Source organism: Sphingomonas sp. RS6, assembly GCF_054489705.1.
On record NZ_JBTMWM010000008.1, the window covers coordinates 20,902 to 45,904 of the forward strand.

27 protein-coding genes are annotated in these 25,003 nt (G+C 67.0%); 13 read left to right on the top strand and 14 right to left on the bottom strand.

Annotated elements, in window-relative coordinates; genetic code table 11:
• Nucleotides 1-119: 119 nt before the first annotated feature.
• The gene (gene ubiE / locus ACX40Y_RS14060) at nt 120-851 is read right to left on the bottom strand and encodes a bifunctional demethylmenaquinone methyltransferase/2-methoxy-6-polyprenyl-1,4-benzoquinol methylase UbiE (RefSeq protein ID WP_459120195.1); all 732 of its coding nucleotides are present in this window, start codon (nt 849-851) and stop codon (nt 120-122) included.
• 236 nt (nt 852-1,087) lie between these two features.
• Between ubiE and mutM the strand changes: the two genes are divergently transcribed.
• The 4 genes from mutM to ACX40Y_RS14080 all read left to right on the top strand — a co-directional run bounded on the left by mutM (nt 1,088) and on the right by ACX40Y_RS14080 (nt 4,772).
• Nucleotides 1,088-1,897 (top strand): bifunctional DNA-formamidopyrimidine glycosylase/DNA-(apurinic or apyrimidinic site) lyase, encoded by an 810-nt coding sequence (gene mutM, locus ACX40Y_RS14065; RefSeq protein WP_459120196.1) that lies wholly within the window; start codon nt 1,088-1,090, stop codon nt 1,895-1,897.
• Nucleotides 1,898-1,992: 95 nt separating this feature from the next.
• Nucleotides 1,993-2,256 (top strand): 30S ribosomal protein S20, encoded by a 264-nt coding sequence (gene rpsT, locus ACX40Y_RS14070; RefSeq protein ID WP_459120197.1) that lies wholly within the window; start codon nt 1,993-1,995, stop codon nt 2,254-2,256.
• A gap of 435 nt (nt 2,257-2,691) precedes the next feature.
• Nucleotides 2,692-4,077, top strand: coding sequence for a chromosomal replication initiator protein DnaA (dnaA, locus tag ACX40Y_RS14075; protein ID WP_459120198.1), 1,386 nt, complete (start codon nt 2,692-2,694; stop codon nt 4,075-4,077).
• 212 nt (nt 4,078-4,289) lie between these two features.
• On the top strand, nt 4,290-4,772 hold the full coding sequence (locus ACX40Y_RS14080) for a PEPxxWA-CTERM sorting domain-containing protein (RefSeq protein ID WP_459120199.1): 483 nt from the start codon (nt 4,290-4,292) through the stop codon (nt 4,770-4,772).
• Nucleotides 4,773-4,838: 66 nt separating this feature from the next.
• Here the strand turns inward: ACX40Y_RS14080 and trpS are convergent, their stop codons facing one another.
• The 3 genes from trpS to secB form a co-directional block, all read right to left on the bottom strand.
• Nucleotides 4,839-5,828, bottom strand: coding sequence for a tryptophan--tRNA ligase (gene trpS, locus ACX40Y_RS14085; RefSeq protein ID WP_459120200.1), 990 nt, complete (start codon nt 5,826-5,828; stop codon nt 4,839-4,841).
• Nucleotides 5,829-5,964: 136 nt separating this feature from the next.
• Nucleotides 5,965-7,533, bottom strand: coding sequence for a murein biosynthesis integral membrane protein MurJ (gene murJ, locus ACX40Y_RS14090; RefSeq protein WP_459120201.1), 1,569 nt, complete (start codon nt 7,531-7,533; stop codon nt 5,965-5,967).
• Between the two features lie 246 nt (nt 7,534-7,779).
• Nucleotides 7,780-8,289: a protein-export chaperone SecB gene (gene secB, locus ACX40Y_RS14095; protein ID WP_459120202.1), complete on the bottom strand. Its 510-nt coding sequence runs from the start codon at nt 8,287-8,289 to the stop codon at nt 7,780-7,782.
• 160 nt (nt 8,290-8,449) lie between these two features.
• Between secB and ACX40Y_RS14100 the strand changes: the two genes are divergently transcribed.
• The 4 genes from ACX40Y_RS14100 (at nt 8,450) to ACX40Y_RS14115 (ending at nt 12,729) form a co-directional block, all read left to right on the top strand.
• Nucleotides 8,450-9,094: a Tim44/TimA family putative adaptor protein gene (locus tag ACX40Y_RS14100; protein WP_459120203.1), complete on the top strand. Its 645-nt coding sequence runs from the start codon at nt 8,450-8,452 to the stop codon at nt 9,092-9,094.
• Nucleotides 9,095-9,102: 8 nt separating this feature from the next.
• The gene (gene mltA, locus ACX40Y_RS14105) at nt 9,103-10,383 is read left to right on the top strand and encodes a murein transglycosylase A (protein WP_459120204.1); all 1,281 of its coding nucleotides are present in this window, start codon (nt 9,103-9,105) and stop codon (nt 10,381-10,383) included.
• Nucleotides 10,380-10,988, top strand: a complete 609-nt coding sequence (locus ACX40Y_RS14110) for a Smr/MutS family protein (protein ID WP_459120205.1) — start codon at nt 10,380-10,382, stop codon at nt 10,986-10,988. The genes mltA and ACX40Y_RS14110 overlap by 4 nt, the downstream gene beginning before the upstream one ends.
• A gap of 73 nt (nt 10,989-11,061) precedes the next feature.
• Complete coding sequence (locus tag ACX40Y_RS14115) at nt 11,062-12,729, top strand: putative bifunctional diguanylate cyclase/phosphodiesterase (protein WP_459120206.1); 1,668 nt, start codon at nt 11,062-11,064, stop codon at nt 12,727-12,729.
• A 4-nt stretch (nt 12,730-12,733) separates the two neighbouring features.
• Here the strand turns inward: ACX40Y_RS14115 and dapE are convergent, their stop codons facing one another.
• A complete protein-coding gene (dapE, locus tag ACX40Y_RS14120; RefSeq protein ID WP_459120207.1) occupies nt 12,734-13,876 on the bottom strand; it encodes a succinyl-diaminopimelate desuccinylase in 1,143 nt (380 codons plus the stop codon).
• Between dapE and ACX40Y_RS14125 the strand changes: the two genes are divergently transcribed.
• Entirely contained in the window at nt 13,876-14,337 is a 462-nt protein-coding gene (locus ACX40Y_RS14125) for a cupin domain-containing protein (protein WP_459120208.1), read from the top strand. The two genes, dapE and ACX40Y_RS14125, sit on opposite strands and share 1 nt — an antisense overlap.
• 6 nt (nt 14,338-14,343) lie before the next feature.
• On the opposite strand, the gene ACX40Y_RS14130 is transcribed toward ACX40Y_RS14125, so the two are convergent.
• Nucleotides 14,344-15,006, bottom strand: coding sequence for a glutathione S-transferase family protein (locus ACX40Y_RS14130; protein WP_459120209.1), 663 nt, complete (start codon nt 15,004-15,006; stop codon nt 14,344-14,346).
• 133 nt (nt 15,007-15,139) lie between these two features.
• Between ACX40Y_RS14130 and ACX40Y_RS14135 the strand changes: the two genes are divergently transcribed.
• Nucleotides 15,140-17,083 (top strand): alpha/beta hydrolase family protein, encoded by a 1,944-nt coding sequence (locus tag ACX40Y_RS14135; protein ID WP_459120210.1) that lies wholly within the window; start codon nt 15,140-15,142, stop codon nt 17,081-17,083.
• On the opposite strand, the gene ACX40Y_RS14140 is transcribed toward ACX40Y_RS14135, so the two are convergent.
• From ACX40Y_RS14140 to rpmH, 6 genes are all read right to left on the bottom strand, one after another.
• Nucleotides 17,080-17,418, bottom strand: coding sequence for a gamma-glutamylcyclotransferase family protein (locus ACX40Y_RS14140; RefSeq protein WP_459120211.1), 339 nt, complete (start codon nt 17,416-17,418; stop codon nt 17,080-17,082). The genes ACX40Y_RS14135 and ACX40Y_RS14140 overlap by 4 nt on opposite strands.
• A gap of 1 nt (nt 17,419) precedes the next feature.
• Entirely contained in the window at nt 17,420-18,055 is a 636-nt protein-coding gene (gene yihA, locus ACX40Y_RS14145) for a ribosome biogenesis GTP-binding protein YihA/YsxC (protein WP_459120212.1), read from the bottom strand.
• 213 nt (nt 18,056-18,268) lie between these two features.
• Nucleotides 18,269-19,987, bottom strand: a complete 1,719-nt coding sequence (yidC, locus tag ACX40Y_RS14150) for a membrane protein insertase YidC (protein WP_459120213.1) — start codon at nt 19,985-19,987, stop codon at nt 18,269-18,271.
• A gap of 22 nt (nt 19,988-20,009) precedes the next feature.
• Nucleotides 20,010-20,222, bottom strand: a complete 213-nt coding sequence (gene yidD / locus ACX40Y_RS14155; protein ID WP_459120214.1) for a membrane protein insertion efficiency factor YidD — start codon at nt 20,220-20,222, stop codon at nt 20,010-20,012.
• Entirely contained in the window at nt 20,219-20,581 is a 363-nt protein-coding gene (gene rnpA / locus ACX40Y_RS14160) for a ribonuclease P protein component (protein ID WP_459120308.1), read from the bottom strand. The genes yidD and rnpA overlap by 4 nt, the downstream gene beginning before the upstream one ends.
• Nucleotides 20,581-20,715, bottom strand: a complete 135-nt coding sequence (gene rpmH / locus ACX40Y_RS14165) for a 50S ribosomal protein L34 (RefSeq protein WP_224922788.1) — start codon at nt 20,713-20,715, stop codon at nt 20,581-20,583. Before rpmH ends, rnpA begins: the two co-directional genes overlap by 1 nt.
• 228 nt (nt 20,716-20,943) lie before the next feature.
• On the opposite strand from rpmH, the gene ACX40Y_RS14170 reads away from it, so the two are divergent.
• The 3 genes from ACX40Y_RS14170 to ACX40Y_RS14180 all read left to right on the top strand — a co-directional run bounded on the left by ACX40Y_RS14170 (nt 20,944) and on the right by ACX40Y_RS14180 (nt 23,133).
• Entirely contained in the window at nt 20,944-22,452 is a 1,509-nt protein-coding gene (locus ACX40Y_RS14170; protein ID WP_459120215.1) for a YifB family Mg chelatase-like AAA ATPase, read from the top strand.
• 67 nt (nt 22,453-22,519) lie between these two features.
• Complete coding sequence (locus tag ACX40Y_RS14175) at nt 22,520-22,867, top strand: hypothetical protein (protein WP_459120216.1); 348 nt, start codon at nt 22,520-22,522, stop codon at nt 22,865-22,867.
• 35 nt (nt 22,868-22,902) lie between these two features.
• Complete coding sequence (locus ACX40Y_RS14180) at nt 22,903-23,133, top strand: hypothetical protein (protein ID WP_459120217.1); 231 nt, start codon at nt 22,903-22,905, stop codon at nt 23,131-23,133.
• Nucleotides 23,134-23,334: 201 nt separating this feature from the next.
• On the opposite strand, the gene ACX40Y_RS14185 is transcribed toward ACX40Y_RS14180, so the two are convergent.
• Together ACX40Y_RS14185 and ACX40Y_RS14190 are read right to left on the bottom strand one after the other, a co-directional pair.
• Nucleotides 23,335-23,850 (bottom strand): hypothetical protein, encoded by a 516-nt coding sequence (locus tag ACX40Y_RS14185; protein ID WP_459120218.1) that lies wholly within the window; start codon nt 23,848-23,850, stop codon nt 23,335-23,337.
• A gap of 307 nt (nt 23,851-24,157) precedes the next feature.
• A complete protein-coding gene (locus tag ACX40Y_RS14190) occupies nt 24,158-24,937 on the bottom strand; it encodes an SDR family oxidoreductase (RefSeq protein WP_459120219.1) in 780 nt (259 codons plus the stop codon).
• Nucleotides 24,938-25,003: the final 66 nt, after the last annotated feature.

A 25,003-nucleotide genomic window follows, 5' to 3' on the forward strand; every position in this document is an offset into this window, starting at 1 on the left:
GCGCGGCCTGGTGGAGGGGGCTATCCACGCACGAGTCCGGTGGGGCGAACCCCCTCCACCACGCGCTGACGCGCGCGGTTCCCCTCCCCGTGCCGGGGAGGATCGAACGGGATCACCCATCAAATCTTCCAGCCGCTGTGGATCGCCACCAGCCCGCCGAGCAGCGGCTCGACCTTGGTCTGGCGGAAGCCGGCCTCGGCGATCATCCGCTCGAAGCTCGGCATGTCCGGGAAGCGGCGGATCGATTCGATCAGGTAGCGATAGCTGTCCTCGTCCTTCGCCAGCAGCTTGCCGAGCTTCGGCACCAGCTTGTGCGAATAGGCGTCATACACCTCGGCGAAGCCCGGCCACTGGGTGGTCGAGAATTCGAGCACGAAGAAGCGGCCGCCGCGCTTGAGCACGCGGTGCGCCTCGCGAAGCGCCTTGGGAATGTCGGTCACGTTCCGGATGCCGAACGCGATCGTATAGGCATCGAAGAAGCGATCGGGGAATTGCAGCGTCTCGGCATTGGCCTCGGTCCACACCAGCCCGTCGATGCCGCGCTGGGCCGCGCGCTCGACCCCGACGGCCAGCATTTCCGGGTTGATGTCGGCGACGGTGATCGCCGCGCCCGTTTCCGCCATGCGAAAGGCGATGTCGCCGGTGCCGCCGGCCATGTCGAGGATATGCTCGCCCGCGCGCGGCTTTACCCGGCGGACGAAGCGGTCCTTCCACAGCCGATGCATGCCGGCGGACATGGCATCGTTCATCAGGTCGTAATTGCGGGCGACATTGGAAAACACCGCGCCGACGCGGCGGGTCTTTTCCTCGGGGGCGACGTCTTCGTAACCGAAGGAGACGGTATCGGGCATGGGGGTGCCTTAGCCGCGACTTGTGGTCAAACCAAGAGGGCTGAGGGGAACCCATTCCTCCCCGGCACGGGGAGGGGGACCATTCGCGCAGCGAATGGTGGAGGGGGCTCTCCACCAATGAGCCCGGTTTGGCGGCCCCCTCGACCACGCGGCTCACGCCGCACGGCCCCTATCGCGGTGCCGGGGCGGGAGGGGGAGGTGACATTCCCACTGCTACTTCCTAGCTGTAGCGCCACATGCCCGAGCTTCCCGAAGTCGAAACCACCGTTCGCGGCCTCGCCCCCGTGCTGGAGGGCCAGCGGATCGAACGCGTGCTGCTCAACCGCGCCGACCTGCGCCGGCCGTTCCCGGTCGATCTCGGCCAGCGGCTGACCGGGGCGACCGTCACCGGCCTGTCGCGGCGCGCCAAATATGGCCTGATTGATACCGATCGGGGCGATACGCTGATCTTCCATCTCGGCATGTCCGGCCGCTGGCGGATCGATCCGGCGGAACTGGGCAAGCACGACCATGTCGTGATCGAGACCGCGCGGCACCGGCTGGCGCTCAACGATCCCCGGCGATTCGGCTCGATGGACTTGATGGCGACGGCCGCGCTGGCGGACTGGCCCGCGTTCAAGGCGCTAGGGCCGGAGCCGCTGGGGCCGAACTTTACCGCCGCGCACCTGGTCGCTGCCTTCAGGGATCGCATCGCGCCGGTAAAGGCGCTGCTGCTCGATCAGCGAATCGTCGCGGGCCTCGGCAATATCTATGTGTGCGAGGCGCTGTTCCTGTCGGGCATCGCGCCGGACAAGCCGGCGGGGGCGATCGGGCGCGCGAAGCTGGAGAAGCTGGTGGATGCGGTGCGCGAGGTGCTGGTCGCGGCGATTCGCGCGGGCGGCTCCACGCTGCGCGACTATGCCCGGCCCGACGGCGAACTCGGCTATTTCGCGAAGGAGTGGCGCGTCTATGGTCGCGAGGGCGAATCGTGCAGCTGCGGCCGTCCGGTGCTGCGCCGCGTCGATGGCGGGCGATCCACCTTCTATTGTGGCAAATGCCAGCGCTGAAGGTTGACCCGAATCGCCTGACCCGTTAAGGGGCGCCTCTTTCCGGCGTGGGCTCGCTTCCGCGCCTCACCCATTTCGAGCAGGAAACAGACCGAATGGCGAATACGCCGCAAGCGAAGAAGCGCATCCGTCGCAACCAGCGTCGTGCAGACATCAACGGCGCACGCGTCGGCCGTATCCGTACCTTCGTGAAGAAGGTGGAATCGGCGCTCGCCGCAGGCGACAAGACCGCTGCCGCCGCCGCGCTCGCCGCTGCGCAGCCGGAAATGGCGCGTGGCGTTGCCAAGGGCGTGCTGCACAAGAACACCGCATCGCGGAAGTTCGCGCGCCTGACCAAGCGTCTTCAAGCGCTCGCATAACTGCCATCAATCGGTAGCAATTGCCCCGTCGGAGCATTCCGGCGGGGCTTTTCGCGTGTCTGGCGTACGCGATTTGGCGTCTGGACAGGCGCCATTGGGGCAATCGGCGGATTTGCGCGAGTCGGCCCGATTCGGAAGCGCATGATCCTGCAGGTATCAAGATAAGTAACTGAAATATAACGATAAAAAGCAAGATTTGGCGGATTTCCTAGGGTTCGCCGTGTCAACAAAACTATTTCAGAATCTTTACATGGATTACGCTTGATCGACTCAGTGAGCCCTACCTAAAACAAGCGTCCCGGCCGAGTTCGCGCCGGGGTTTTTTGAACGCTCAGCGCGCGTGCCCGGGGGCATGACCGGCAGCGATGGGCCTCAAGGTCCTGTTTTGGTTTGGCACACGGAAACCCGTTTTCCGTGAAGGAGGGGTGCGTCTCAGTGAGTCAGGTTCAAACCCTGGAACGTGACGGGGGCGAATCGGTCGCCAAGGCTTGGGCGCAGGTGCGAAGCAACCTGCGGCGCTCGGCGGGCCAGCGCCTGTTCGAGCAGTGGCTGAAGCCCGTCGTCCTGATCGACGAAAGCGATCCGGTCGCGGTGCGGCTGGGTCTGCCTTCGGCGTTCATGACGCAGTGGGTGAAGAACCATTATGCCGAACGGCTGCTGCTCGAATTCCGCGCCGCGCTGCCCAGCGTGTGCAGCGTGACGATCGAGACGCTGCCCGAAGCGTCGCAGCGCGTGCTGAGCGCCGAGCCCGTGCCCGCGCCGGCGCCGCTCGAATCGATCGTCGAGGATCGTGGCGAGCGCCCGGCGTTCGATCCGCGCTTCACCTTCGACCGCTTCGTCGTTGCCAGCACCAACCGGGTGGCGTTCAACGCCGCGCGGGCGATGGCCTCGGCCGGCGCGCCGCAGTTCAGCCCGCTCTACCTTCACGCCGGCACCGGCCAGGGCAAGACGCACCTGATGCACGCGATCGGCCACGAATTTCTGGCGGCGAATCCGGGTGCTACGGCGATCTATTCGACGGGCGAACGCTTCATGTTCGAATTCGTCCAGGCGCTGCGCAACCGCGATACGCACAGCTTCAAGAAGCGGCTGCGCTCGGTCGACCTGCTGATGATCGACGATCTTCAGTTCATCGGCGGCAAGGACGCGACGCAGGAAGAATTCTTCCACACCGTCAACGAGTTCATGAGCGCCGGCAAGCGGCTGGTGATCGCGGCTGACCGCGCACCCCAGGCGCTCGAGGGCTTCGAGCCGCGGCTCGCGGGCCGTCTCGGCGCCGGGCTGGTGGCCGACATCAAGCCCGCCGAGCTCGAACTCCGCCGCGCGATCGTGGTCCGCAAGCTGGAGGACATGCCGGCGGTGCAGATGCCGGCCGAGGTGATCGACCTGCTGGCGGCGCGGATCACGAGCAACGTCCGCGAACTCGAAGGCGCGCTCAACCGCCTGCTCGCCTATGCCAATCTGTCGAACGAGACGATCACGATCGATTTCGCCGTCAACGTGCTGGGCGAGGTGCTGCGCAACAGCCAGCGCCGCATCACGATCGACGAGATCCAGCGCGCCGTGTCCGCGCATTTCGAGGTCAAGCAGCTCGATCTGATCTCGGCCCGCCGCGCGGTGGCGATCGCGCGCCCGCGCCAGATCGCGATGTACCTCGCCAAGCGCCTGACGACGCGGTCGCTCCCCGAAATCGGCCGCAAGTTCGGCAACCGCGACCATTCGACGGTGATTCATGCGGTCAAGCGGATCGAGGATCTGCGCGGCAAGGATGTCGAAATCGACGGCGCCGTCCGCGCCCTGATGCGCACGCTGGAGGGCTGATCCGTTCGCCTCGCCCGTGGGCGGGGGCGGGCGGATAAGCCGGGAGCAGGGCAACGCGAAGGTCGCGGCTGCTCGTTTAGGCGTCGATACTGACCGGTGTCTGCTCCCAAATCGCTTATTTACTCGATGGATTAACAGCCATTTCTTCCTTATTAACCATGTCTGGTGGGCCGCAACGGGCCGTGGCCGCAGATGACAATGGGGGAATGGCCATGATACGGAAATTGATTTGCAGTTTATTGTTGTGCCTGGCGTTTCCTTTCGCCGCCCAGGCGCAGACCTGGACGCAAAGCGGCACGGCGAGCGATCCCTTCTATGTGGGGATCGGGACGAGCATCTCCGGGCTGTACAGCATCGAATGGACGTTTGATCGGCCGCTGAGCGGCGGCCTCTACGTGAACAGCACGATTTGGGATCCGGAGACCGGAGGATCTCTGAACGAAACTTACTATTCGTTCAATGGTACTTCTGGCAATGTGTTGTATACTTTGAGGCGGCCTGATAATGGCTATGCAACGCTCGGTTGGTTGGACTTCTATATTTATCCCGCCGATGACGTTGATTATAGCGTCACGGTGCGCCGGCTTTGGGCGGCGGTTCCCGAACCGGCGAACTGGATCATGATGATCGGCGGTTTCGCGCTCGGTGGAGCTGTGCTCCGCCGTCGTCGCACGATGGCCACTCGACTGGCTTAGCTTTTGCTGAGTTGAATGGTGGCGTTCTGCGACCCGGCAGGGCGCGCGGAACGCCACAATTTGTAGCTACACCTGCAACCCCACCGCTTCCTGCGCCGCCTTGAGTGTCGGCGCCGCCAGCGCGCTCGCCCGCGTCGCACCCTTGGCGAGCTGTGCGCCCACCTCCGCCCGGTCGTTCAGCAATGCCGTCAGCCGCTCGCGGATCGGCCCGAGCACCGATACCGTCAGCTCCGCCAGCGCCGGCTTGAACGCGCCGAAGCCTTGGCCGGCATATTCCTCCACCACCGATTGCGGATCGCGATCCGCAAGGGCGGCGAAGATCGTCACCAGGTTGCGCGCCTCGGGCCGCTCGGCCAGCGCATCGAACGCATCGGGCAGCGGCTCGGGATCGGTCTTGGCCTTGCGGCACTTGGCGGCGATCGTGTCGTTGTCGTCGATCAGGTTGATGCGGCTCAGATCCGAGGGATCGGACTTGGACATCTTCGCATTGCCGTCGCGCAAGCTCATGATCCGCGGTGCGGCCTTGCTGATAAGCGGCTCGGGCAGCGGGAACAGCTCCAGCCCAAAATCCTGGTTGAACTTCGTCGCGATGTCGCGGGTCAGCTCCAGATGCTGCTTCTGGTCCTCGCCCACGGGGACGTGCGTCGCCTGATAGACCAGGATGTCGGCCGCCTGGAGCACCGGATAGGTGAACAGCCCGACGCTGGCGCCGTCGCGATTCTTGCCCGCCTTGTCCTTCCACTGCGTCATGCGGTTGAGCCAGCCCATCCGCGCTGTGCCCTGGAGGATCCAGCACAGTTCGGCATGGGCGGGCACGCGCGCCTGGTTGAACAGGATCGAGCGGTCGTCGATTCCCGCGGCGAACAGCGTGGCGGCCATTTCGATCGTCGAATTGGCCAGCTCGGCCGGGCTGATCGTGCCGGTCAGGGCGTGGAGATCGGCGAGGAAGAACAGGCATTCCCCCTGATCCTGCATCGCGACCCACTGCTTGATGGCGCCCAGATAATTGCCGAGGTGAAGGTTGCCGGTGGTCTGGATGCCCGAGACGACGCGCATGGGATAGTCACTCCGCACCCGGTTGACCGTTCGGCCGTTGGACCGGCCGCGGGTCCGACGGCGGCGGGGGTGCAAGGCCGCGCGATTTGCCGGGACGCGCGCGCTGTAGAGCAGCTTCGGGCGAAGGGAAACCGGATCAGCGCGCGGCGCGGCGGCGGATCAGTGCTTTCAGGTCGGCAAGGCGGAACGCCCCGGTCACGAAACAGGCGGCGAGATAGATCGCAAAGCCCGCGCCGACCAGGATGACGAGCCCGGCATAGCGCTCCCACAGCCGCCCGTTGAGCCACGGGTCGAGCAGGCTGCTCCCCGCCCAGATCGCCGCGCCCATCAGCAGCGCGGCGAGCGCCAGGCGCGGCACGCGGCGGGCAAGCTGCGCGTCCACGGTGAAATGGCCGCGCTTGCGCAGCGTCAGGTACAGCATCGTCACGTTAACGGTGGAGGACAGCGCGGTCGCCAGCGGCGGGCCGAGATGCGCGATCAGCGGGATCAGCGCCAGGTTCGCGGCGATGTTCACGCCCACCGCGATCATCGCGAATCGCACCGGCGTCTTCGTGTCCTGCCGCGCATAAAAGCCGGGGGTCAGCACCTTCACCAGCACATAGGAGGGCAGGCCGATCGAAAAGCCCGCCAGTGCCCATGCGCAGTTCACCGTGTCCTCCGGCGTGAAATGGCCATATTGGAACAGCCCGCGCACGATCGGCTCGGCCGCGACGATCAGCGCCACCATCGCCGGCAGGGTGAGGAACAGCGCCAGCTCCATGCCGCGATTCTGCGTCTCCATCGCCTCGGCGTCCTTGCCGGCGCCGAGCAGGCGCGAGATGGTGGGGAGCAGGATCGTGCCAAGGCCGATGCCGATCATCCCCAGCGGCAGCTGGTTCAGCCGGTCGGCATAATAGATGAACGAGATCGATCCCTCGTCGAGCAGCTTTCCCGACAGCGAGGTGGAGATGACGAGGTTGAGCTGCACCGCGCCCGCGCCCACTGCGGCAGGCAGGATCAGCTTCATCAGCCGGCGCACCTCGTCGTCGAGCCGGGGCAGGCGCGGGCGCAGCGACACGCCTGCGGCGCGACAGGCGGCGGCGAGCCACAGCAGCTGCATCAGCCCGCCAACGGGGACGGCGATCGCCTGCACCCGTGCGGTTTCCTCCGGCGTGCCGTGGAAGAAGAACAGCCCGCTCACCATCGCGATGTTGAGCAGGATCGGTGCGGCGGCGTTGACCCAGAATTTGTCGAGCGAATTGAGGATGCCGCCGAGCAGCGAGGCAAGGCAGATCAGCATCAGATAGGGGATGGTGATCCGCGACAGCTGCACCGCGAAGGCGAATTGCTCGGGGGTCGGGTTCTGCTTCTCGAAACCCCAGGAGAGGGCGAAGGTGAGCGGCCAGGCGGCGACCAGCGCCACCAGCGTCATCGCCAGCAGAAACGCGAACAGCACCGAAAGCGTGCGCTCGGCGAAATCGAACGCCGCGCCGCGCTCGCCGTTCACGCCCAGCTTCTGGTTGAACATCGGGATGAACGCCGATGCGAAGGCCCCCTCGGCGAAAAAGGCGCGGAACATGTTGGGCAGGCGAAAAGCGACGAGGAACGCATCCGACGCGAAGTTGGCGCCCACATAACGCGCCTGAAGCGAATCGCGAACCAGCGCGAGGACGCGACTGGCGAGCGTGAGACCGCCTACCGAACTCAGGCTGCGCACAAGCTTCATCGGCGTTTCGCTGAAAAAGAAAGGGAAGGGGCGGAATTATCAATCCTCCCCCAGCGTGCTGGGGGAGGGGGACCGCCGCCGAAGGCGGTGGTGGAGGGGCCGCGCCGAATGGCGCGGAAAGGGCGGGTAGAGGTGATCACCGCCGCGAGTGCGGCGGCCCCTCCACCACGCCGCGTTGCGGCGCGGTCCCCCTCCCCTGCGAGGCAGGGGAGGATTTGCGCGCGCATCTGCACGCGGCGCGCCGGTTCAGGCGTGACCTGCTTCTTCGAAGCCGATCGCGCCTTCCTGCTGGGCGCGCTGCTGCATGTAGATGCTGGCGAAGTCGATCGGCTCCAGCATCAGCGGCGGGAAGCCGCCGTCGCGGACCTGGTCGGCCAGCACGCGGCGCGCGAACGGGAACAGGATGCGCGGCGCTTCGCCGAGCAGGAACGGGTCGAGCGCTTCGGCCGGGATGTTGCGGAGCGCGAACAGGCCCGCATAGGAAAGGTCGACCAGGAACGCGACCTGCTCGCCCGCCTGGGCGCGCACTTCGATCTTCAGCACGACTTCGAACACGTCGTCGGCGACGCGATTCGATGCGATGTTGAACTGAACGTCGATCGCCGGCGGGGTCTGCTGCTGATAGATTGCGGGCGCGTTCGGATTTTCGAACGACAGATCCTTCACATATTGCGACAGGACGCCGGCCTGGGGCGCGGTGTCTTCGCCGTTACCGGCGGAATCGCCAATACCGGCGAACGGTTCGTTCTCTGCCATCGAAACTTCCTCTTTCGGAGATTTTCACGCATGTTGCGCGTTAACAAGCCGCGCGACTAGCAGGCGTGTGGCGCCCGTGCAATCGGCCGCTATCGCGTGACGATTTGAATCCGGGCGCGCGAGTGCTTATGTATTGGGTTGCGGAGGCTTTGGAGGGCCAGTGTTCTACGTCATTCTGTTCGCGATGGTTGCAGGCTTCCTGGCGCTGCGGCTCTATGCTGTCCTCGGCAAGCGGACGGGCCATGAGCAAACACTGCCCAAGCCGGCCGAGGAACGCGTCGGCGCAACGGCGATGCCCCGCACCGTCGACGTGACGCCCGAGGTTCGCGAAACGCACAGCCGCGCGATCGAGGCGGGCGCCGAAAACGGCCTGCGTGCCGTGGTGTCGGGCGACTCCTCGTTCGATGTCGGCCAGTTTGTCGAAGGCGCCAAGTCCGCGTACCGGATGATCCTCGAAGCCTTTTGGAAGGGCGATGTCGAAACGCTCGAATGGCTGGTCGAGCCCGAGGTCCGCGAAGCGTTCGTCGCCGCGATCGAGGAGCGCAAGGCGAAGGGCGAGGTGCTCGACAACCGGCTGATTTCGATCGAGCGCGCGACGATTGCCGAGGCGTCGGTGGAGGGCAAGGTCGCCCGCATCGCGGTGCGTTTCGATGCCGACATCGTCGCGGTGACGCGCGATGCCGAGGGCACGGTGATCGCCGGCTCGCTCAGCGACGCGACGACCACGCACGACGTCTGGACCTTCACGCGCAAGCTGCGCAGCGACGATCCGAACTGGAAGCTCGTCGAAACCGACGAAGCCTGAGGGGCTCTATGCGCAATCTGGGGGGACTGGCGCTGCTCGCGCTGCTGGGGGCCTGTTCCAGCGGCATCGTTCCGCCCGGCACGGCCACCCGCCCGGCAACGCCCGCCCGCCCGGGCGCGGCGCTGCCCGAAACCCCGGCCAACCTGCCTGCCCGGATGCCGACTGCGGCGGTCCCGCTGCCGGCCATGCCCGCCGTACCGGCCCCTGCCGGTGCGTCGACGGCGCTTGCCGCCGGAATCGTGGCGGGGCCGCCGGTCGCCTCGCTTCCGATCACCCAGGCAGCGGCCGAACGCGCGCTTGCCGCCTTCCGGCTGAGCTGCCCCGGCCTGGTCCGCCGGACTGACGCCAGCGGGCTGACCCAGGGCTCGGACTGGGCCGACGCCTGCGCCGCCGCCGCCAACTGGCCCGCCGGCGATGCCCCGCGCTTCTTCAACGACTGGTTCGAAACGGTCCAGGTCGGCGACGGCGCGGCGTTCGCGACCGGCTATTACGAGCCGGAGATCGCTGGCGCGCGTGAGCGGCGCGCGGGCTATGAGGTGCCGGTCTATGGCGTGCCCGACAATCTGGTCGAGGTCGATCTTGGCCTGTTCTCCGATGACCTGAAGGGCAAGCGCATTCGCGGCCGCGTCGATGGGCGCCGCTTCGTGCCCTATTTCGATCGCACCGCGATCGAGAACGGGGCGCTTGCCGGCCACGCGCCGGTGATCGCCTGGGCGGCCGATCCGGTCGAGATCTTCTTCCTTCAGGTGCAGGGCTCGGGGCGGCTGCGGCTTCCCGATGGCGGCGTGATGCGGATCGGCTATGCCGGGCAGAACGGCCGCGACTATACCGGCATCGGCAAGCTGATGAAGGACCGCGGGCTGCTCGGCCCCGGCCAGACCTCGATGCAGGGCATCATGGCCTGGCTGCGCGCGCACCCGGCCGAGGGCCGCGCGATCATGCAGGAAAACAAGAGCTTCGTGTTCTTCAAGGAATTGACCGGCGCCGGCCCGCTCGGCGCGATGGGCTATCCGGTCGCCGGATGGACCAGCGCCGCCGCCGATCCCAAATTCGTGCCGCTCGGCGCGCCGCTGTTCCTGTCGATGGACCGTGCCGATGCCACCGGCCTGTGGGTGGCGCAGGATACCGGCGGCGCGATCAAGGGCGCGAACCGAATCGACACCTTCTGGGGTGCGGGCGATGAGGCGCGGGCGATTGCCGGCGGCATGGCCGCGCGCGGCACCGCCTGGCTGTTGCTGCCGCGTGGCACGCTCGCCCGGCGCGCAGCAGCAACTGCGCCGCAGCCATGAGCGGGCACGGGCGCCGTTCGCTGGCGCCCGAGGAAGCGGCGCTGTGGCACCGGGTGATCGCCAGCGTTCGCCCGCTCCATGTCGCGGCCAAGCCTGCGCCCGTCGCCCGCATCGCCGCCGCCGATCCGCCCGCGCCAGCCGCCCCGCCGGCGCCGTCCGGTAAGGTCAAGCGCGCCGTCGCCGCGCCGGTCGCGCCCGCACGGCCCACGCCGGTTAGGAAGGCGGCGCCGCCCACCGCGCGCACGCTCGACGGCTCGTGGGAGCGGCGGCTGTCGCGGGGGCTGGTGTCGCCCGAAAGCGCGATCGATCTGCACGGGCACAGCCTTCATTCGGCCTATGACCGGCTCGATCTCGGGCTCGCCCAGGCCATCGCCCAGGGCGACCGGGTGTTGCTGCTCATCACCGGAAAACCGCCGCGCCCCGAATCCGAACGCCCGCATGCGCGCGGCGCGATTCGCGCGGCGGTGGGCGACTGGCTGGCCGCATCGCGCCATGCCGATCGCATCGCGGCGGTGCGTCAGGCGCACCCCCGGCACGGTGGATCGGGAGCGCTCTATATCGTGCTTCGCCGATCGCGATCGGCGGAAGAAAGATCAATTTCTTAACCTATCGCTGCCAGATTTCGCATCGAATGTCGGGCAATAGCCCGAGCTTGGACGGGGGGTCGGAGCGGGGGTGGTGAAGGGGTTGACGCTAGACAGTCGCACGGTTTCCGTTGCGGCCTGCGCCGCAGCAGTCGCCTTCCTGCTCGTGCTCGCGGGCAGCGACTCGCTGACGCTGTCCACCGTCGTCCGTGGTCTGCTCGGCGCGCTCGGTTGCGGGGCGATCTGCTGGGGCGCGTGCGCGCGCATCCGCGCCAACACCGCCGCCGCGATCGAAGCTGCCATCACCCGCCTCGCCGAGGCCGCCGGGGGCGATCTTCAGAGCGAGGTGCCTGCCGCGGTCCGCGATGGCTCGCCGCCGCTCGCCCAGGCGATGGCCTCGCTGTTCCACCAGCTCCACGCCAATCTCGAAAGCGTCCAGCGGCTGGCGATGTTCGATACCGTCACCGGTCTCGCCAATCGCCCGAATTTCCGCCGCAGCGCCGAACGCATCCTCGCCGATCTGCCGCCCGGCGTCCGCGCCGTGCTGTTCTTCATCGATCTCGATCGGTTCAAGGCGGTGAACGACACGCTGGGCCATGCCGTCGGCGACGTGCTGCTCGGCATGGTGGCCAACCGGCTGCGTGCGGTCGCCGATCGATTCGCTGCCGAGGGGGCGGGGCGGGCGCCGCTGATCGGGCGGCTGGCCGGTGACGAGTTCACGATGTTCTTCCCCGATCTCGCCGATCCGCGCGATGCGGAGCGGATCGGGCGCGGCATCCTGTTCGCGCTGGCTGAGCCGTTCGGGCTCGCCGAGCAGGAAGTGTCGATCGGCGCCTCGGTGGGCATCGCGATGCGGCCCGATCATGGCACGACGCTCCACGATCTGATGCGCGCGGCCGATGCCGCCATGTACCATGCCAAGGCGCAGGGCCGCGGCCGGGTGGAGCATTTCACCGAGCTTCTCGCCGCGCGCATGGCCGAGCGTGCCCAGCTCGAAAGCGATCTGCGCGCCGCGATCGAAAAGGATCAGTTCACGCTCGTCTTCCAGCCGCAGCTTGCCGCCACCGATGGCCGCATCGTCGGCGCCGAAGCGCTGCTGCGCTGGCGGCACCCCGATGGCATGCGGCTGCCCGGCGCGTTCATCCAGCGCGCCGAGGAGACCGGGCTGATCGTCGAGATCGGCGAATGGACGGTCGCCAACGTCGCAGGCACGATTTCGCGCTGGGCACGGATGGGCGTCGAACAGCGGCTCGCGGTCAACATCAGCCCGCGCCAGATCGATCACGCCACCTTCTTCCGGCGGTTGCGCGAGGCGATGCTGATCGCCAATGCGCCGGCCCGGCTGCTCGAGCTCGAGATCACCGAAACGCTGGCGATGCATTGCTCGGACGATGTGCTCGATGCGATCGCCACGCTGCGCGCCGATGGCGCGAGCATCGCGATCGACGATTTCGGCACCGGCTATTCCAATCTCGCCCGGCTGCGCGAGCTGCCGGTCGATCGCGTCAAGCTCGATCGCAGCGTCGTCGAGCATGTCGCGACCAGCAACGAGGCACGCGCCATCGCCCAGGCGGTGATCAGCCTCGTCCACGGTCTCGGCTGCGAGGCGGTGGCCGAGGGCGTCGAGAGCCACGCGCAGGCGGCGGTGCTGCGCGTGATCGGTTGCGACGTGCTTCAGGGCTATGCGATCGGCGCGCCGATGTCGGAGCCCGATTTCATCGCCTGGGTGCGCGGCATGGTGCCGCAGCGGGTCGCCAGCTGACGCGTCAGACGCGCCGCAGCACCTCGGCATAGACGTCGGCCAGCGCCTCGAGGTCGGCGATCGCCACCGCTTCGTCGAGCTTGTGCATCGTCGCGTTGAGCAGGCCGAACTCGACCACCGGGCACACCCGCGACAGGAACCGCGCGTCGGACGTACCGCCGCTCGTCGACAGTTCGGGCACTACCCCCAGCCGCGCGGTGATCGCGTCGCTCACCAGCTGCGACAGCCGGCCCGGTTCGGTCAGGAACGCCTCGCCATAGACGCGGCCCTTCACCGCGGCGCCCGGCGCGTGCCGGTGGACGATCGCTTCGATCCGCGCGATCAAGTCGGCGCCGCGCTGCTCGTCGTTGAAGCGGATGCTGATCCGCGCCGCCGCGTGCCCGGGGATGACGTTGGTCGCCGGATTGCCGACCGCCAGGTCGATCACCTCGATGTTCGACGGCTGGAACCAGGCATTGCCCTGGTCCAGCTCGATCGCATCGATCTCGGCCAGCGCGCGCACCAGCCGCGGCACCGGATTGTCGGCAAGATGCGGGTAGGCGACATGCCCCTGCCGCCCGGTCACGACGACGTCGATCACCGCCGAACCGCGCCGGCCGATCTTGATCGTGTCGCCCAGCCGCTGCGCCGATGTCGGCTCGCCGACCAGGCAAAGGTCGGGCCTGATCCCGCGCTCGGCCATCCGCTCGATCAGGCGCGGCGTGCCATAGGTTGCCGGCCCTTCCTCGTCGCCGGTGATGATCAGGCTGGTCGTGCAGCCCGCCGGCACATGGCTCGCGGCGGCGACGAAGGCGGCGATCGCCCCCTTCATGTCGACCGCGCCGCGGCCATAGAGCAACTCGCCGCGCACCTCGGGCGCAAACGCCCCGCTCGTCCAGCCCTCGCCGGGCGGCACGACGTCGAGATGGCCGGCAAAGGCGAAATGCGTCGGCCCGCCCGGCCGCACCGCCAGCAGGTTCTCGACCGGCCCCTCGGGCGCCTCGCCCTCGACGAAACGCTCGACCGCGAAGCCCAGCGGGACGAGCGCCGATTCGAGCACATCGAACACCGCGCCCGTCGCCGGCGTGATGCTTTCGGCCGCGATCAGGGCCTTGGTGAGTTCGACGATGTCGGGCACAATCACTCCAAACAGCAATGGAGGGGGCATTGCCCAAGCTGGCGCTCGATACAATCCCGTCCGTGAACGCCACCGGCTATCCCGCGCCGTTCGATGCGGCGGTCGCCGGGCGCTGGTATCGCCGGCTCGCGCCCGTTTCGGGCCTTACCGAAATGGGGGTCAGCCATGTGACGCTCAGGCCCGGCGCCTGGTCGTCGCAGCGGCACTGGCACGACAGCGAGGACGAGTTCGTCGTGATGCTCGCGGGCGAGGCGGTTCTGGTCGAGGATGGCGGCGAAACGATCCTGCGGCCAGGCGATTGCGCCGCCTTTCCGCGCAGCGCCGAAAACGGCCACCACCTCCAGAACCGGTCGGACGCCGACTGCGTGTTCATCGCGGTCAGCGCGGGGCCGCGGGGCGGGGGCGACTATCCCGATATCGACATGGCGTTCACCGCCGATGGCTATTTCCACAAGGACGGCACGCCCTATCCCGCCAGGCGGATACGGTGATCGGCGTCAGCCGGCCGGCAGCTCGTATTTCTCGATCACCCATTCCTCTTCCTGCGCAGCGGCGATCCAGTCCTGCATGAACGGGTGCTGGAGCACCGCGAGCATATAGGCCTGCGCGAAGCGCGGCACCGGCAGCGAATAGGTGACGATCCGCGTCACCACCGGCGCGAACATGATGTCGGCCGCGCCGAACGCGCCGAACAGGAAGGGCTCCTCGCCCCCGTGGCGCGAACGCGCCTCCGCCCACAGCTCGACGATCCGGGTCAGGTCCGCCGTCACATCGGCGTCGGGTGTGCGGGGGGCATGGACCTGGCGGATGTTCATGCTGTGCTTGCTGCGCAGCGCCGTGAAGCTCGAATGCATTTCGGCCGCCATCGATCGGGCCATCGCGCGCGCCGCCGGCGCTTCGGGCCAGAAGCGCGTGTTGCCAGTTTTGTCGTTCAGATATTCGACGATCGCCAGGCTGTCCCACACCACCGCCTCGTCGTCCCACAGGATCGGCACCTTGCCCGATGACGGCGCGAACTCGGCGCCCGCGCGGCGGCGATCCCATTCCTGATCGTAAAGCGGTACCACCGTTTCCTCGAACGGCAGTCCCGATTGCTTGCACGCGAGCCAGCCGCGAAGCGACCAGGACGAATAGGCCTTGTTGCCGATGATCAGTTTCATGGCCGCTTCGATACAAGCGGGCGGCGGGGGCGGCAACCGGGCGTGACGATTGTCGATTTACGCCGCGCGCGACTCTTGCCATTCTCGAAATGGGCAAGGGGCGATCGGGGATCGCAATCATGTGGGGGAAACAGTGACTTTCAGCAAATACCTGCTGCTGGCGGGGCTGGCGGCGTGCGCCACGATCGCACCGGCGCATGGCCAGACCGCGCCGGCGAACGCCGCGGCGGCGCCTGCGCAGTATGACACGGCGGTGTTCGCGGCGCTGCCGTCGGTCGAGGGTCCGGAACTGTCCCCGAACGGCAAGATGGTGGCGGCGCGCATCGCCGTCGCCAACAAACAATATTTTGCGCTGGTCGCGATCGACGGCAGCGGGCAGCGGCTGATCCCGATCGACGATGTCGATCTCAACTGGTGGTATTGGGTCAATGACGATTGGCTCGCGCTCGGCGTCGGGCAGGTGCTCAAGGTTCAGGGTGACGACTGGTATATTTCGCGCGCGGCGGCGCTGAACGCCGCGACGCTCAAGCTGCTGACGCTCAGCAATCGCGAATCGGGGCAGGATGCCGACGATCTCATCTGGTCGGCCAGTGACGGCTCGGCGCGGGTGCTGATCGCGTCGCAAACCTCGATCTACAGCGATCGGGGCGGCTTCTGGCCCAAGGTCGAGGAAGTCGATCTGGCGCGGAACAAGCGCCATACCATACTCGATGGTCGCGAAGGCGTGATGGACTGGTATGCCGATGCCAGCGGCGTCGTCCGCATGGGGATCGGCGTCACGCTCGACGGGCGCTCGCGGCGTCTGCTGTATCGAAACGGCGATCATGATGCGTTCCGCGTGGTCGATCGCGCCCGCGGGATTCACGATTCGCTGGCGGTCCCGGCGATGTTCCTGCCCGATCGCGGCAAGGCGCTGGCCATTCAGGACGACGAAAAGGGCTTCTCGTCGCTCTACGAATTCGATCTCACGACGATGCAGCGCGGCAAGCAGCTGTTCGCCAGCCCGGGCTATGACATCGGCTCGCTCGTCACCGATCGGTCGCACGCGCGCTATCTCGGCGTCCGCGTCAACGAGGACCGGCGACGCGTGCGCTGGTCCGATCCGAAGATGGCCGCCTTGCAGCAAAAGCTCGACGGCATGATCAAGGGCGGCCAGCCGGAAATCGTGTCGTTCACCGATGATCTGTCGGTCGTTCTCGTCCAGGTCGGCGATGCGACCTCGCCGGGCGGCTATTTCATCTATCGCGCCGCCGACGATTCGATGACGATGCTCGGCCTCAACAACGAAAAGATCGGCCTGAAGCGGCTGCATCCGGTCCGCACCATCCGCTACAAGGCGCGCGACGGGCTGGAGATTCCGGCGGTGCTGACGCTGCCCGCCAAGGATGCGACCAATCTGCCGCTGATCGTGATGCCGCATGGCGGCCCGGCCGCCCGCGACAGCGAGGAATGGGACTGGTGGGCGCAGTTTCTCGCCGATCGCGGCTATGCCGTGGTGCAGCCCAATTATCGCGGCTCGACCGGCTATGGCACCGAATTCACGGCAAAGGGCGAGGGGCAATGGGGCCTCGCGATGCAGGATGATCTCAACGACGCCGTCACCGAGCTTGCCGCGCAGAAGCTGATCGATCCCAAGCGCGTCTGCATCGTCGGCGCCTCCTATGGCGGCTATGCGGCGCTGCGCGCGGCACAGCGGGACGGCACGATCTATCGCTGTGCCGTTTCCTATGCCGGCGTGTCGGACCTCGAACGGATGAAGCGGTACAACCGCCGCTTCCTTGGCGGCGAGGTTCGGAAGGACTGGCTGAAGGCGCAGGCGCCCGATTTCAAGGCGATCTCGCCGATCTACCATGCGGAGGATTTCTCGATCCCCGTGCTGCTGCTGCACGGCCGCAAGGATCGCGTGGTGCCCTTCGCCCAGTCGAAGGAGATGGTCGAGCGGTTGAAGGCGGCCGGCAAGACCGTCGAGTTCATCGACCAGCGCGAGGGCGATCACCACTTCACGCGCGGCGAGGATCGGCTCGAATTCCTCAACGCGCTTGAGGCGTTCCTGGCCAAATATAATCCGGCCTCTTAGGCCTTCACATAGACCCAGGCATGGGCGCCGGATTCGAGCGGCGCCCATAGCCGGCGGTAATTCTCGCTCTCATAGACGTCCGCTGCGGCAAGTTCGTCGGCGGTCAGGTGAAACAGCTTGCCCGGAATCGGCGGGCCGTCGCCCGGCACCAGCGCCAGATGCGTCTCGATCCCGCTCGCGTCGAGCACGGCCGGGTCGCGGATCGTCACCTCGGTGATGCGAAAGCCGTGCAGCACATCGTCGGTGCCGTGCAGCAGCCGGCCGAACTGGCTAAGCTGCACGCTTTCGAGCTGGAGCGTGCCGTAGGAAAAGAGCGGCGCGTCCGGCGTCGGCATCTCAGCCGATCGCCTCCAGCACGGCCGCGCGCAGCTCGGCGATCCCCATGCCCTTCTCGCTGGAGGTGGCAAGGATCTCGGGATGCGCGGCGGTGCGCTTGCGGGCTTCGTCGGCGGTCCGCGCGGTCACGTCGGCCAGTTCGGTCGCCTTGATCTTGTCCGCCTTGGTCAGCACCAGCCGGTAGCTGACGGCGGCGGTGTCGAGCATCTCGAGGATCTCGCGATCGACATCCTTGATGCCGTGGCGCGCATCGATCAGCACCAGCGCGCGCTTCAGCGCCTGCCGCCCGCGCAGATAATCGTTCACCAGATAGCGCCACTTGCGCACCACGTCCTTGGGCGCCTTGGCAAAGCCATAGCCGGGCATGTCGACCAGGCGCATCCGCAGCGGCGCGCCGACGTCGAAATAGTTGAGCTCCTGCGTGCGCCCCGGCGTGACCGAGGTGCGCGCCAGCCCGTTGCGGTTGGTCAGCGCGTTGAGCAGCGAGGATTTGCCGACATTCGATCGCCCGGCAAACGCAACCTCCGGCACCACCGGCTCGGGCAGATGCTCGAGCGCAGGGGCGGACTTCAGGAACGCCACCGGCCCGGCAAACAGCTTGCGCGCAGCTTCGACATGATCGGGATCAAAGGACATTACGCCACACGCCTCGCTGCGGACTGAAATTCCTCCCCGGAACGGGGAGGGGGACCATTCGCGCCAGCGAATGGTGGAGGGGGAGCGTCACGAGTGACGACACGGCGTTGCGGGCCAGACATGCCGCCGCTCGCGCGGCGGCCCCTCCGCCATTCGCTGCGGCGAAGGGCACGCCTCCCCGCGTCGGGGAGGAACAGAGGGCGCCGCCCGCCGTCACTTCCCCGCGCCGGCCTTGGCGACGGGCTGCTTCAGCTCGGGGTGGCGCGAATAGAGCCACTGCTGCTGGAGCACCGTCAGCACGTTCGACGTGATCCAGTAAACCTGCAGGCCCACCGCGAACGGCGCCATCAGGAACATCAGCATCCACGGCATGATCGCGAAGACCTGCTTCTGCATCTCGTCCATCGGCGCGGGGTTGAGCCGCATCTGGAAATACATCGACACGCCGAGCAGCACCGGGAACACGCCGATCGCCAGGAAGCTCGGCGGCGTGAAGTGGAGATAGCCGAACAGGTTGAGGATCGTCGCCGGATCGGGCGCGGACAGGTCCTTGATCCACAGCACGAACGGCTGGTGGCGCATTTCGATCGTCAGCAGCAGCACCTTGTACAGCGCGAACATGATCGGGATCTGCAGGAGCATCGGCAGGCAGCCCGCGAGCGGATTGACCTTGTCCTCCTTGTAGAGCTTCATGATCTCCTGCTGCTGGCGCTGCTTGTCGTCCTTGAAGCGCTCCTGGATCGCCTTCATCTTCGGCTGGATCTTGCGCATCGCCGCCATCGACGCGAACTGCTTCTGCGCGATCGGGAACAGCAGCAGGCGGATCGTGATCGTCAGCAGGATGATCGCCACGCCGAAATTGCCGACCAGGCGGAACAGCCAGTCGAGATAATAGAAGATCGGCTGCTCGATCATGCCGAACCAGCCCCAGTCGATCGCGCGATCGAACTGAACGATGCCGAGATCCTTCTGATAGGCCTCGAGCAGCTTCACTTCCTTCGCGCCGGCGAAGAAGTGGCTCGAATAGGTCGATTGCTTGCCCGGCGCGATGGTGATCGGCTGGCTCAGCGCATAATCGGCCTGATAGGCCTGGGCGGTGGTGCCGCGCTGTTGCAGCTGCACCGTCGCGCGCTGGTCGGGGATCGCCGCGGTCAGCCAGTAATGGTCCGAAAAGCCCACCCAGCCGCCGGTGGTGGCGAACTGCTTGGGCGTGCTTTCGATGTCCTTCCAGTTGATATAGTTGGCAGCACCGTCCGACACCGCGATCGGGCCGACATGCGCCGCCCATTGGTCGACGTCGATCGAACGCTCGGCGCGCGACACCAACGTATAGGGCGTCACCGCCACGGCTGCGCCGCCACGGTTCGCCACCGTCTGGCGGATGCTGAACATGTAGTTGGAATCGACCGCGATCTCGACCTGGAACACCTGGCCGGTGCCGTTGCTCGCGGTCAGCTTTACCGGGGTTGCCGGCGTCAGCTTGTCGCCATCGGCCTGCCAGACCGTGTTGGCATCGGGCACCTTCACGCCCGAACCCTGCCAGCCGAACTGCGCGAAATAGGCCGAAGGCGCGCCGCTCGGCGACAACAGGCGGATCGGCGGCGAATTCTTCGCGACGCTCTGGTCATAATCGCGCAGCACCAGATCGTCGAGGCGCAGGCCCTTGAGGTTGATCGATCCCTTGAGCGCGGGCGTGTCGATCAGCACGCGTGGCGTCTCGCCGATCACCGCCTCACGCGCGCGCAGTGCCTTGGCGCTGTCCGCCGCCGGATCGGCGGCCGGGTTCGGCACCGGCTGAGTCTTGCCGTCGACCATCTTGACCGGGGCCTGGGGCTGCTGCGGGAAGACCCAGCGTGCGATCACCGGCCATCCGAACAGGATCAGCGCGGCCAGCACCGCAAACAGCACGAAATTCTTTTGGTCTTCTTTCACCGATTATTCCCCGGAAGGTCCGTCATGGAACGGGATCGTGGCCGTGCCCGCCCCAAGGATGGCAGCGCGCGATGCGCCGGAACGCAAGCCAGCCGCCCTTCACCGCCCCATAGCGGCGAAGCGCCTCGATTGCATAGGCCGAACAGGATGGCTGGTAGCGACAGCTGGGCGGCAGGATCAGCGACGGCCCCAATTGCCAGGCGCGCGCCACCAGGATCATCAGCCGCGCGATCATTTCGCGGGCTTCCCCCGCACGCGGCCCAGCGCCTTGGCGAGTTCCGCCTTGAGCTCGGCATAGGGGCGCTCGATGCCGCCGGCGCGCCCGATCAGCACATGATCGGCCCCGGCGATTCCCGATTCGGGAAGCACCTCGCGCGCGAGCACGCGAAAACGCCGCTTCATGCGATTGCGCACGACGGCGTTTCCGACTTTCTTGGAAACGGTGATGCCGATCCGCATCGACGGATCGGCGTCCCCGCGGTCGCGCACGATCAGGACGAAGCCGGGCATCGGTGCCCGCTTCCCCGCATTCGCGGCGAGATAGTCCTTGCGCTGGGTGAGCCGGTCGAGGCCCCCCGCCGCACTGCCGGCGATTACGCCGACAGCTTGTTGCGGCCGCGGGCGCGGCGGGCGCGGATCACCTTGCGGCCGCCCGGCGTCGCCATCCGTGAACGGAAGCCGTGCCGGCGCGCACGCACCAGGTTGCTCGGCTGAAAGGTCCGCTTCATCGCTCATCCTCGAGTATCTAGAACGTAAAAGGGCCGCCACAGGGGCGGCCGCGTGTCGGGTGCCCATAAGGCGATGGGGCGCATGAGTCAACGCGCGATGCGGAATTGAGCCGGCGTCATAGCACATGCCCGCCCAGATGGTAGGGGTGTGTTGCTCGCGCAAGACGCAACCGTAACGCTTTCGCCCGCGCCAAAAGCGGCTATGCTCGCCCCGGGGGGAGAGGGGCATTGGTCGCAAGCGTTTCGACGGTCGCGTATCTGGGTCTGGAAGCGCGCGCGGTGGAGGTGCAGTGCAACCTCGTCGCCGGCCTCCCCAAATTCGTCGTCGTCGGCCTGCCCGACAAGGCGGTGGCCGAAAGCCGCGAGCGGGTGCGCGCCGCGATGGCCGCGATCGGCCTCGCGCTGCCGCCCAAGCACATCATCCTCAACCTCTCGCCCGCCGACCTGCCCAAGGAAGGCTCGCATTTCGACCTGCCGATCGCCCTCGCGCTGCTCGCCGCGATGGGCGTGATCGATGCCGAGGCGATCGCCGATTATGTCGTCGTCGGCGAACTCGCGCTCGACGGGCGGGTGGCGCCCTCTGCGGGCGTGCTGCTGGCGGCGATGCACGCGGCCGAGGCGGGCAAGGGGCTGGTCTGCCCCGCCGCGCAGGGGCCGGAGGCGAGCTGGGCCGGGCAAGTGGAGGTGCTCGCCGCGCCCGACCTGATCGCGCTGCTCAACCATTTCAAGGGCAACCAGCTGCTCCCCGCGCCCGCCGCCGGCACCGTCGATCCGCCGGGGCAGGGGCCGGACCTCGCGCAAGTGAAGGGCCAGGAAACCGCCAAGCGCGCGCTGGAGATCGCCGCGGCCGGCGGCCACAACATGCTGATGACCGGCCCGCCCGGCGCCGGCAAGTCGCTGATGGCCTCGTGCCTGCCGGGCATATTGCCCCCGCTCGACGCCGCCGAGGCGCTCGAAGTCTCGATGGTCGCCTCGGTCGCCGGCACGCTCCAGGGCGGGCGGCTCACCCGCACCCGGCCGTTCCGCAGCCCGCATCATTCCGCCTCGATGGCGGCGCTCACCGGCGGCGGGCTGAAGGTGAAGCCGGGCGAAGTCAGCCTCGCCCATCTCGGCGTGCTGTTCCTCGACGAGCTGCCCGAGTTCCAGCGCGCCGTGCTCGATTCGCTGCGCCAGCCGCTCGAGGCCGGCGTGGTCAGCGTCGCCCGCGCCAACGCCCATGTCACCTTCCCGGCGCGCGTGCAGCTGATCGCGGCGATGAACCCGTGCCGCTGCGGCCATCTCGGTGATCCGGCGCTGGCCTGCACCCGCGCGCCGCGCTGCGCCGCCGACTATCGGGCCAAGGTCTCCGGCCCGCTGCTCGACCGCATCGACCTGCATGTCGAGGTCCAGCCGGTCACCGCCGCCGATCTCGTCCTGCCGCCCCCGGCCGAGGGTTCTGCGCAAGTCGCCGCCCGCGTCGCCGCCGCCCGCGCGGTCCAGAGCGCGCGCTATGCGGGCACGGCCACGCGCACCAATGCCGAGGCGGACGGCGAGCCGCTGATGGCCGTCGCCACCCCCGACGATCCCGGCCGCAAGCTGCTCGCGCAGGCGGCGGAGGCGATGCGGCTATCCGCGCGCGGCTACACCCGCGTGCTGCGCGTCGCCCGCACCATCGCCGACCTCGCGGGCGCGGACGGGGTAGGGCGCATCCATGTCGCCGAGGCGCTCAGCTACCGGCGACAGGCGCCGCGGGGGTGAGGGGGCAGTCCATCAAGAATGAAGGTCTGAATGCGCCATCTTTCTATTGAGGTAGGGAAGTGCGGACATGAAGAAGATCGTCGTGATCTCGCTGCTGCTCGTAATCGCCACTCCGGCGATCCTGATGATGTTGCGCAAGAGCGGCAGGAATATTGAGCAAGATGTCTATGCTCAATGTTCGCCCATCCCGCCGGGCAGAGCGGAATTGGTTGAACAGGCGAGGGCTACATTAAGTGCGGCCGGTTTTGCCGGTCGTGGGAAAGAAGAATATTGCGTCGAAATAGAGGTTGAGTGCGACGAGTGCTCAAAGGACGACATTTTCGTGAAGTTCACGCCCAGGCGCGGCGGAAACTGGTCTGGCGCGATCGTAAGCACTGTATCCGCGCACGATCCTATCATCAGGATAACACAATAAAGTCCGAAGTGTCGGGTTTAGGGACGTAGATTGCCATGACCGAACCAGAGGAATCCTATTTCAGCGTCACCGCGCACAACGAAACCGCAGCCGTCGCCTATGTCACCGAGCGAGGGTTTCCCCCGATCCGGGTTGAACAGGATGGCGTGCAGCGCGTGCTCGTCTTCCCGCCATTGCCGGACGAGGAAATGGCGCGTCTGGCCCAGGCGCTTCCGATCCACCTGAGTGTCAAGATCGGTATCGTCGGCGGCTATCCGTTTACATGACCGGATTTGCGCCCGCGCCTCGGTCCATTTGAGCCGGTCGCCTTTTTTGCGTCTGGCCGAGTTTCATTCGATCTTCTTTGTCACCACCGCAACACGTCGCGCAATGAAGCGCGCAATCACCTCCCGTCAACGCAGGCGAGCATCCTTGCGCTGACGGTTGAGGCGTCAGACCGGACGGAGCCGGTCTTCTACGGCTGGCGTTCAGCGGCTCCCGACCTGATTGCCGCCGAACACGCTGGGATCAAAGCGGGTCGGCAGCGGCTTGGGGGCCGCCGGTTCGCTGAACGTGGCTGCCGACGCGGTTTGGGTCTCCTGCTGCTGATAGTGCGTGAACAGCAGCGGTTCCGCCAGATAGGCGGTCACGGGCGTGCCGGCCTCGATTGTGCCGCTGGTGCCGTGGATGAGGAAGCCCAGCGTGGAGACCAGCGCGAACGTGGCGATCGAAACGGCAGTCCCGCTCTTGCCTTCGTCATAGCCCCGCCCGGTCAGGCGCACCGGACCGCTTGGGGTTTCCACGTAAAGCGGGCGGATCTCCACCTTGCCTTTCTTGCCGAAATGGCCGTTCCGCTGAACCCGTGTGACCTCGCCGACCACGATCGAGCCGATCGGGACGACCACCTGGCCCCGGAATACGACGCTTTCTGCGACTTCAAGATAGATCCGGTCGCCGGCCTTGTTTTCCTTGGTCGAAACTTCGGTGCGCGTCACCAGCGACAAGGGCGTACCCATCGGCAGGTTATATCGCACACCGCCGTCCGTCGGCGCCGCAGCGGGCGCCGGCCAGTAAAATGTAGATTGGGCGTGTGCAGTCGTCGCGAAGCAAACTGCCAGCACAAAGCCGGCGCTCACAGTCCTCAACATGTGTCGTTCCCCCATTATCAAGCGATCTTCGTCGATATGGGGTAGTTCTTAACAAGTAATCCTTCTTATTCTGGATTCATGGTAAAAATTCGCTCAGTTTCAATTTTGCCAGCGGTGTTTGGCGCGCAAATCAGCTCAGTTGCGCGCGCTCTCCCGCCGCCCATCACCCCGGGCTCGCCGCCGACCCCGCCAGCAGCCCCCCGTCGATATTCACCTCGGTCCCGGTGACATAGGTCGCCTCGTCGGACGCCAGCATCACCGCGATCGCCGCGACTTCCTCGGGCAGGCCGAAGCGCTTGAGCGGCGTGTCGGCGACGAACGCGCGCATATTGGCCTCGCGCTCGGGGCCGGTGCCCAGCATCGGTTCCCACATCGGCGTCAGGATCGCCGCCGGGTGGATCGAATTGCAGCGGATCCGCCATCCCTGCTGCGCGCAATAGAGCGCCACCGTCTTGCTGTGGTTGCGGATCGCCGCCTTGGACGAGGCATAGGCGGCGGCGCCCGGGATGCCGACCAGTCCCGATCGCGACGAGATGTTGATGATCGAGCCCGTTCCCGCCGCCTTCATCACGCCGATCGCATAGCGACAGCCGAGGAACGTCCCGTCGAGATTGACCCGGTGGACCGCGCGCCAGTCGGCCAGCGTGGCATGTTCGGGGTCGTGCGCCACCATCCCGGCTTCGAACCCGGTCACGCCGGCATTGTTCACCACCACATCGGCGGCCGGCACCGCGCGCGCCAGCCGCGCCCAGTCGGCCTCCTCGCGGACGTCGAGCGGTTCGAACCGGCAGCCGATCTCGGCGGCGGCGGCGCGGCCCGCGGCCTCGTCGATGTCGGTCAGGATCACGGCGGCGCCCTCGTCATGGAAGCTGGCCGCGATCGCACGGCCGATGCCGCGCGCTGCGCCGGTGATGACGCAGGTCTTGTTGTTCAGTCGTTGCATGTCGCTCTCGGGAAAACAGGATGGGATCGGCGGGTCGCCCCGCCGGCGGTCGATTTCCGCCTCAGC

Excerpts from the sequence above, each read along its gene's own strand:
- ACX40Y_RS14190 (WP_459120219.1), bottom strand. The coding sequence starts at position 24,937 with ATGCAACGACTGAACAACAAGACCTGCGTCATCACCGGCGCAGCGCGC.
- ACX40Y_RS14140 (WP_459120211.1), bottom strand. The coding sequence starts at position 17,418 with ATGCCGACGCCGGACGCGCCGCTCTTTTCCTACGGCACGCTCCAGCTC.
- ACX40Y_RS14175 (WP_459120216.1), top strand. The coding sequence starts at position 22,520 with ATGAAGAAGATCGTCGTGATCTCGCTGCTGCTCGTAATCGCCACTCCG.
- secB (WP_459120202.1), bottom strand. The coding sequence starts at position 8,289 with ATGGCAGAGAACGAACCGTTCGCCGGTATTGGCGATTCCGCCGGTAAC.
- ACX40Y_RS14110 (WP_459120205.1), top strand. The coding sequence starts at position 10,380 with ATGAGCGGGCACGGGCGCCGTTCGCTGGCGCCCGAGGAAGCGGCGCTG.
- dapE (WP_459120207.1), bottom strand. The coding sequence starts at position 13,876 with ATGCCCCCTCCATTGCTGTTTGGAGTGATTGTGCCCGACATCGTCGAA.
- rpmH (WP_224922788.1), bottom strand. The coding sequence starts at position 20,715 with ATGAAGCGGACCTTTCAGCCGAGCAACCTGGTGCGTGCGCGCCGGCAC.
- yihA (WP_459120212.1), bottom strand. The coding sequence starts at position 18,055 with ATGTCCTTTGATCCCGATCATGTCGAAGCTGCGCGCAAGCTGTTTGCC.
- ubiE (WP_459120195.1), bottom strand. The coding sequence starts at position 851 with ATGCCCGATACCGTCTCCTTCGGTTACGAAGACGTCGCCCCCGAGGAA.
- ACX40Y_RS14080 (WP_459120199.1), top strand. The coding sequence starts at position 4,290 with ATGATACGGAAATTGATTTGCAGTTTATTGTTGTGCCTGGCGTTTCCT.
- mutM (WP_459120196.1), top strand. The coding sequence starts at position 1,088 with ATGCCCGAGCTTCCCGAAGTCGAAACCACCGTTCGCGGCCTCGCCCCC.
- murJ (WP_459120201.1), bottom strand. The coding sequence starts at position 7,533 with ATGAAGCTTGTGCGCAGCCTGAGTTCGGTAGGCGGTCTCACGCTCGCC.
- ACX40Y_RS14130 (WP_459120209.1), bottom strand. The coding sequence starts at position 15,006 with ATGAAACTGATCATCGGCAACAAGGCCTATTCGTCCTGGTCGCTTCGC.
- mltA (WP_459120204.1), top strand. The coding sequence starts at position 9,103 with ATGCGCAATCTGGGGGGACTGGCGCTGCTCGCGCTGCTGGGGGCCTGT.
- yidD (WP_459120214.1), bottom strand. The coding sequence starts at position 20,222 with ATGATCGCGCGGCTGATGATCCTGGTGGCGCGCGCCTGGCAATTGGGG.
- trpS (WP_459120200.1), bottom strand. The coding sequence starts at position 5,828 with ATGCGCGTCGTCTCGGGCATCCAGACCACCGGCAACCTTCACCTCGGC.
- ACX40Y_RS14180 (WP_459120217.1), top strand. The coding sequence starts at position 22,903 with ATGACCGAACCAGAGGAATCCTATTTCAGCGTCACCGCGCACAACGAA.
- rpsT (WP_459120197.1), top strand. The coding sequence starts at position 1,993 with ATGGCGAATACGCCGCAAGCGAAGAAGCGCATCCGTCGCAACCAGCGT.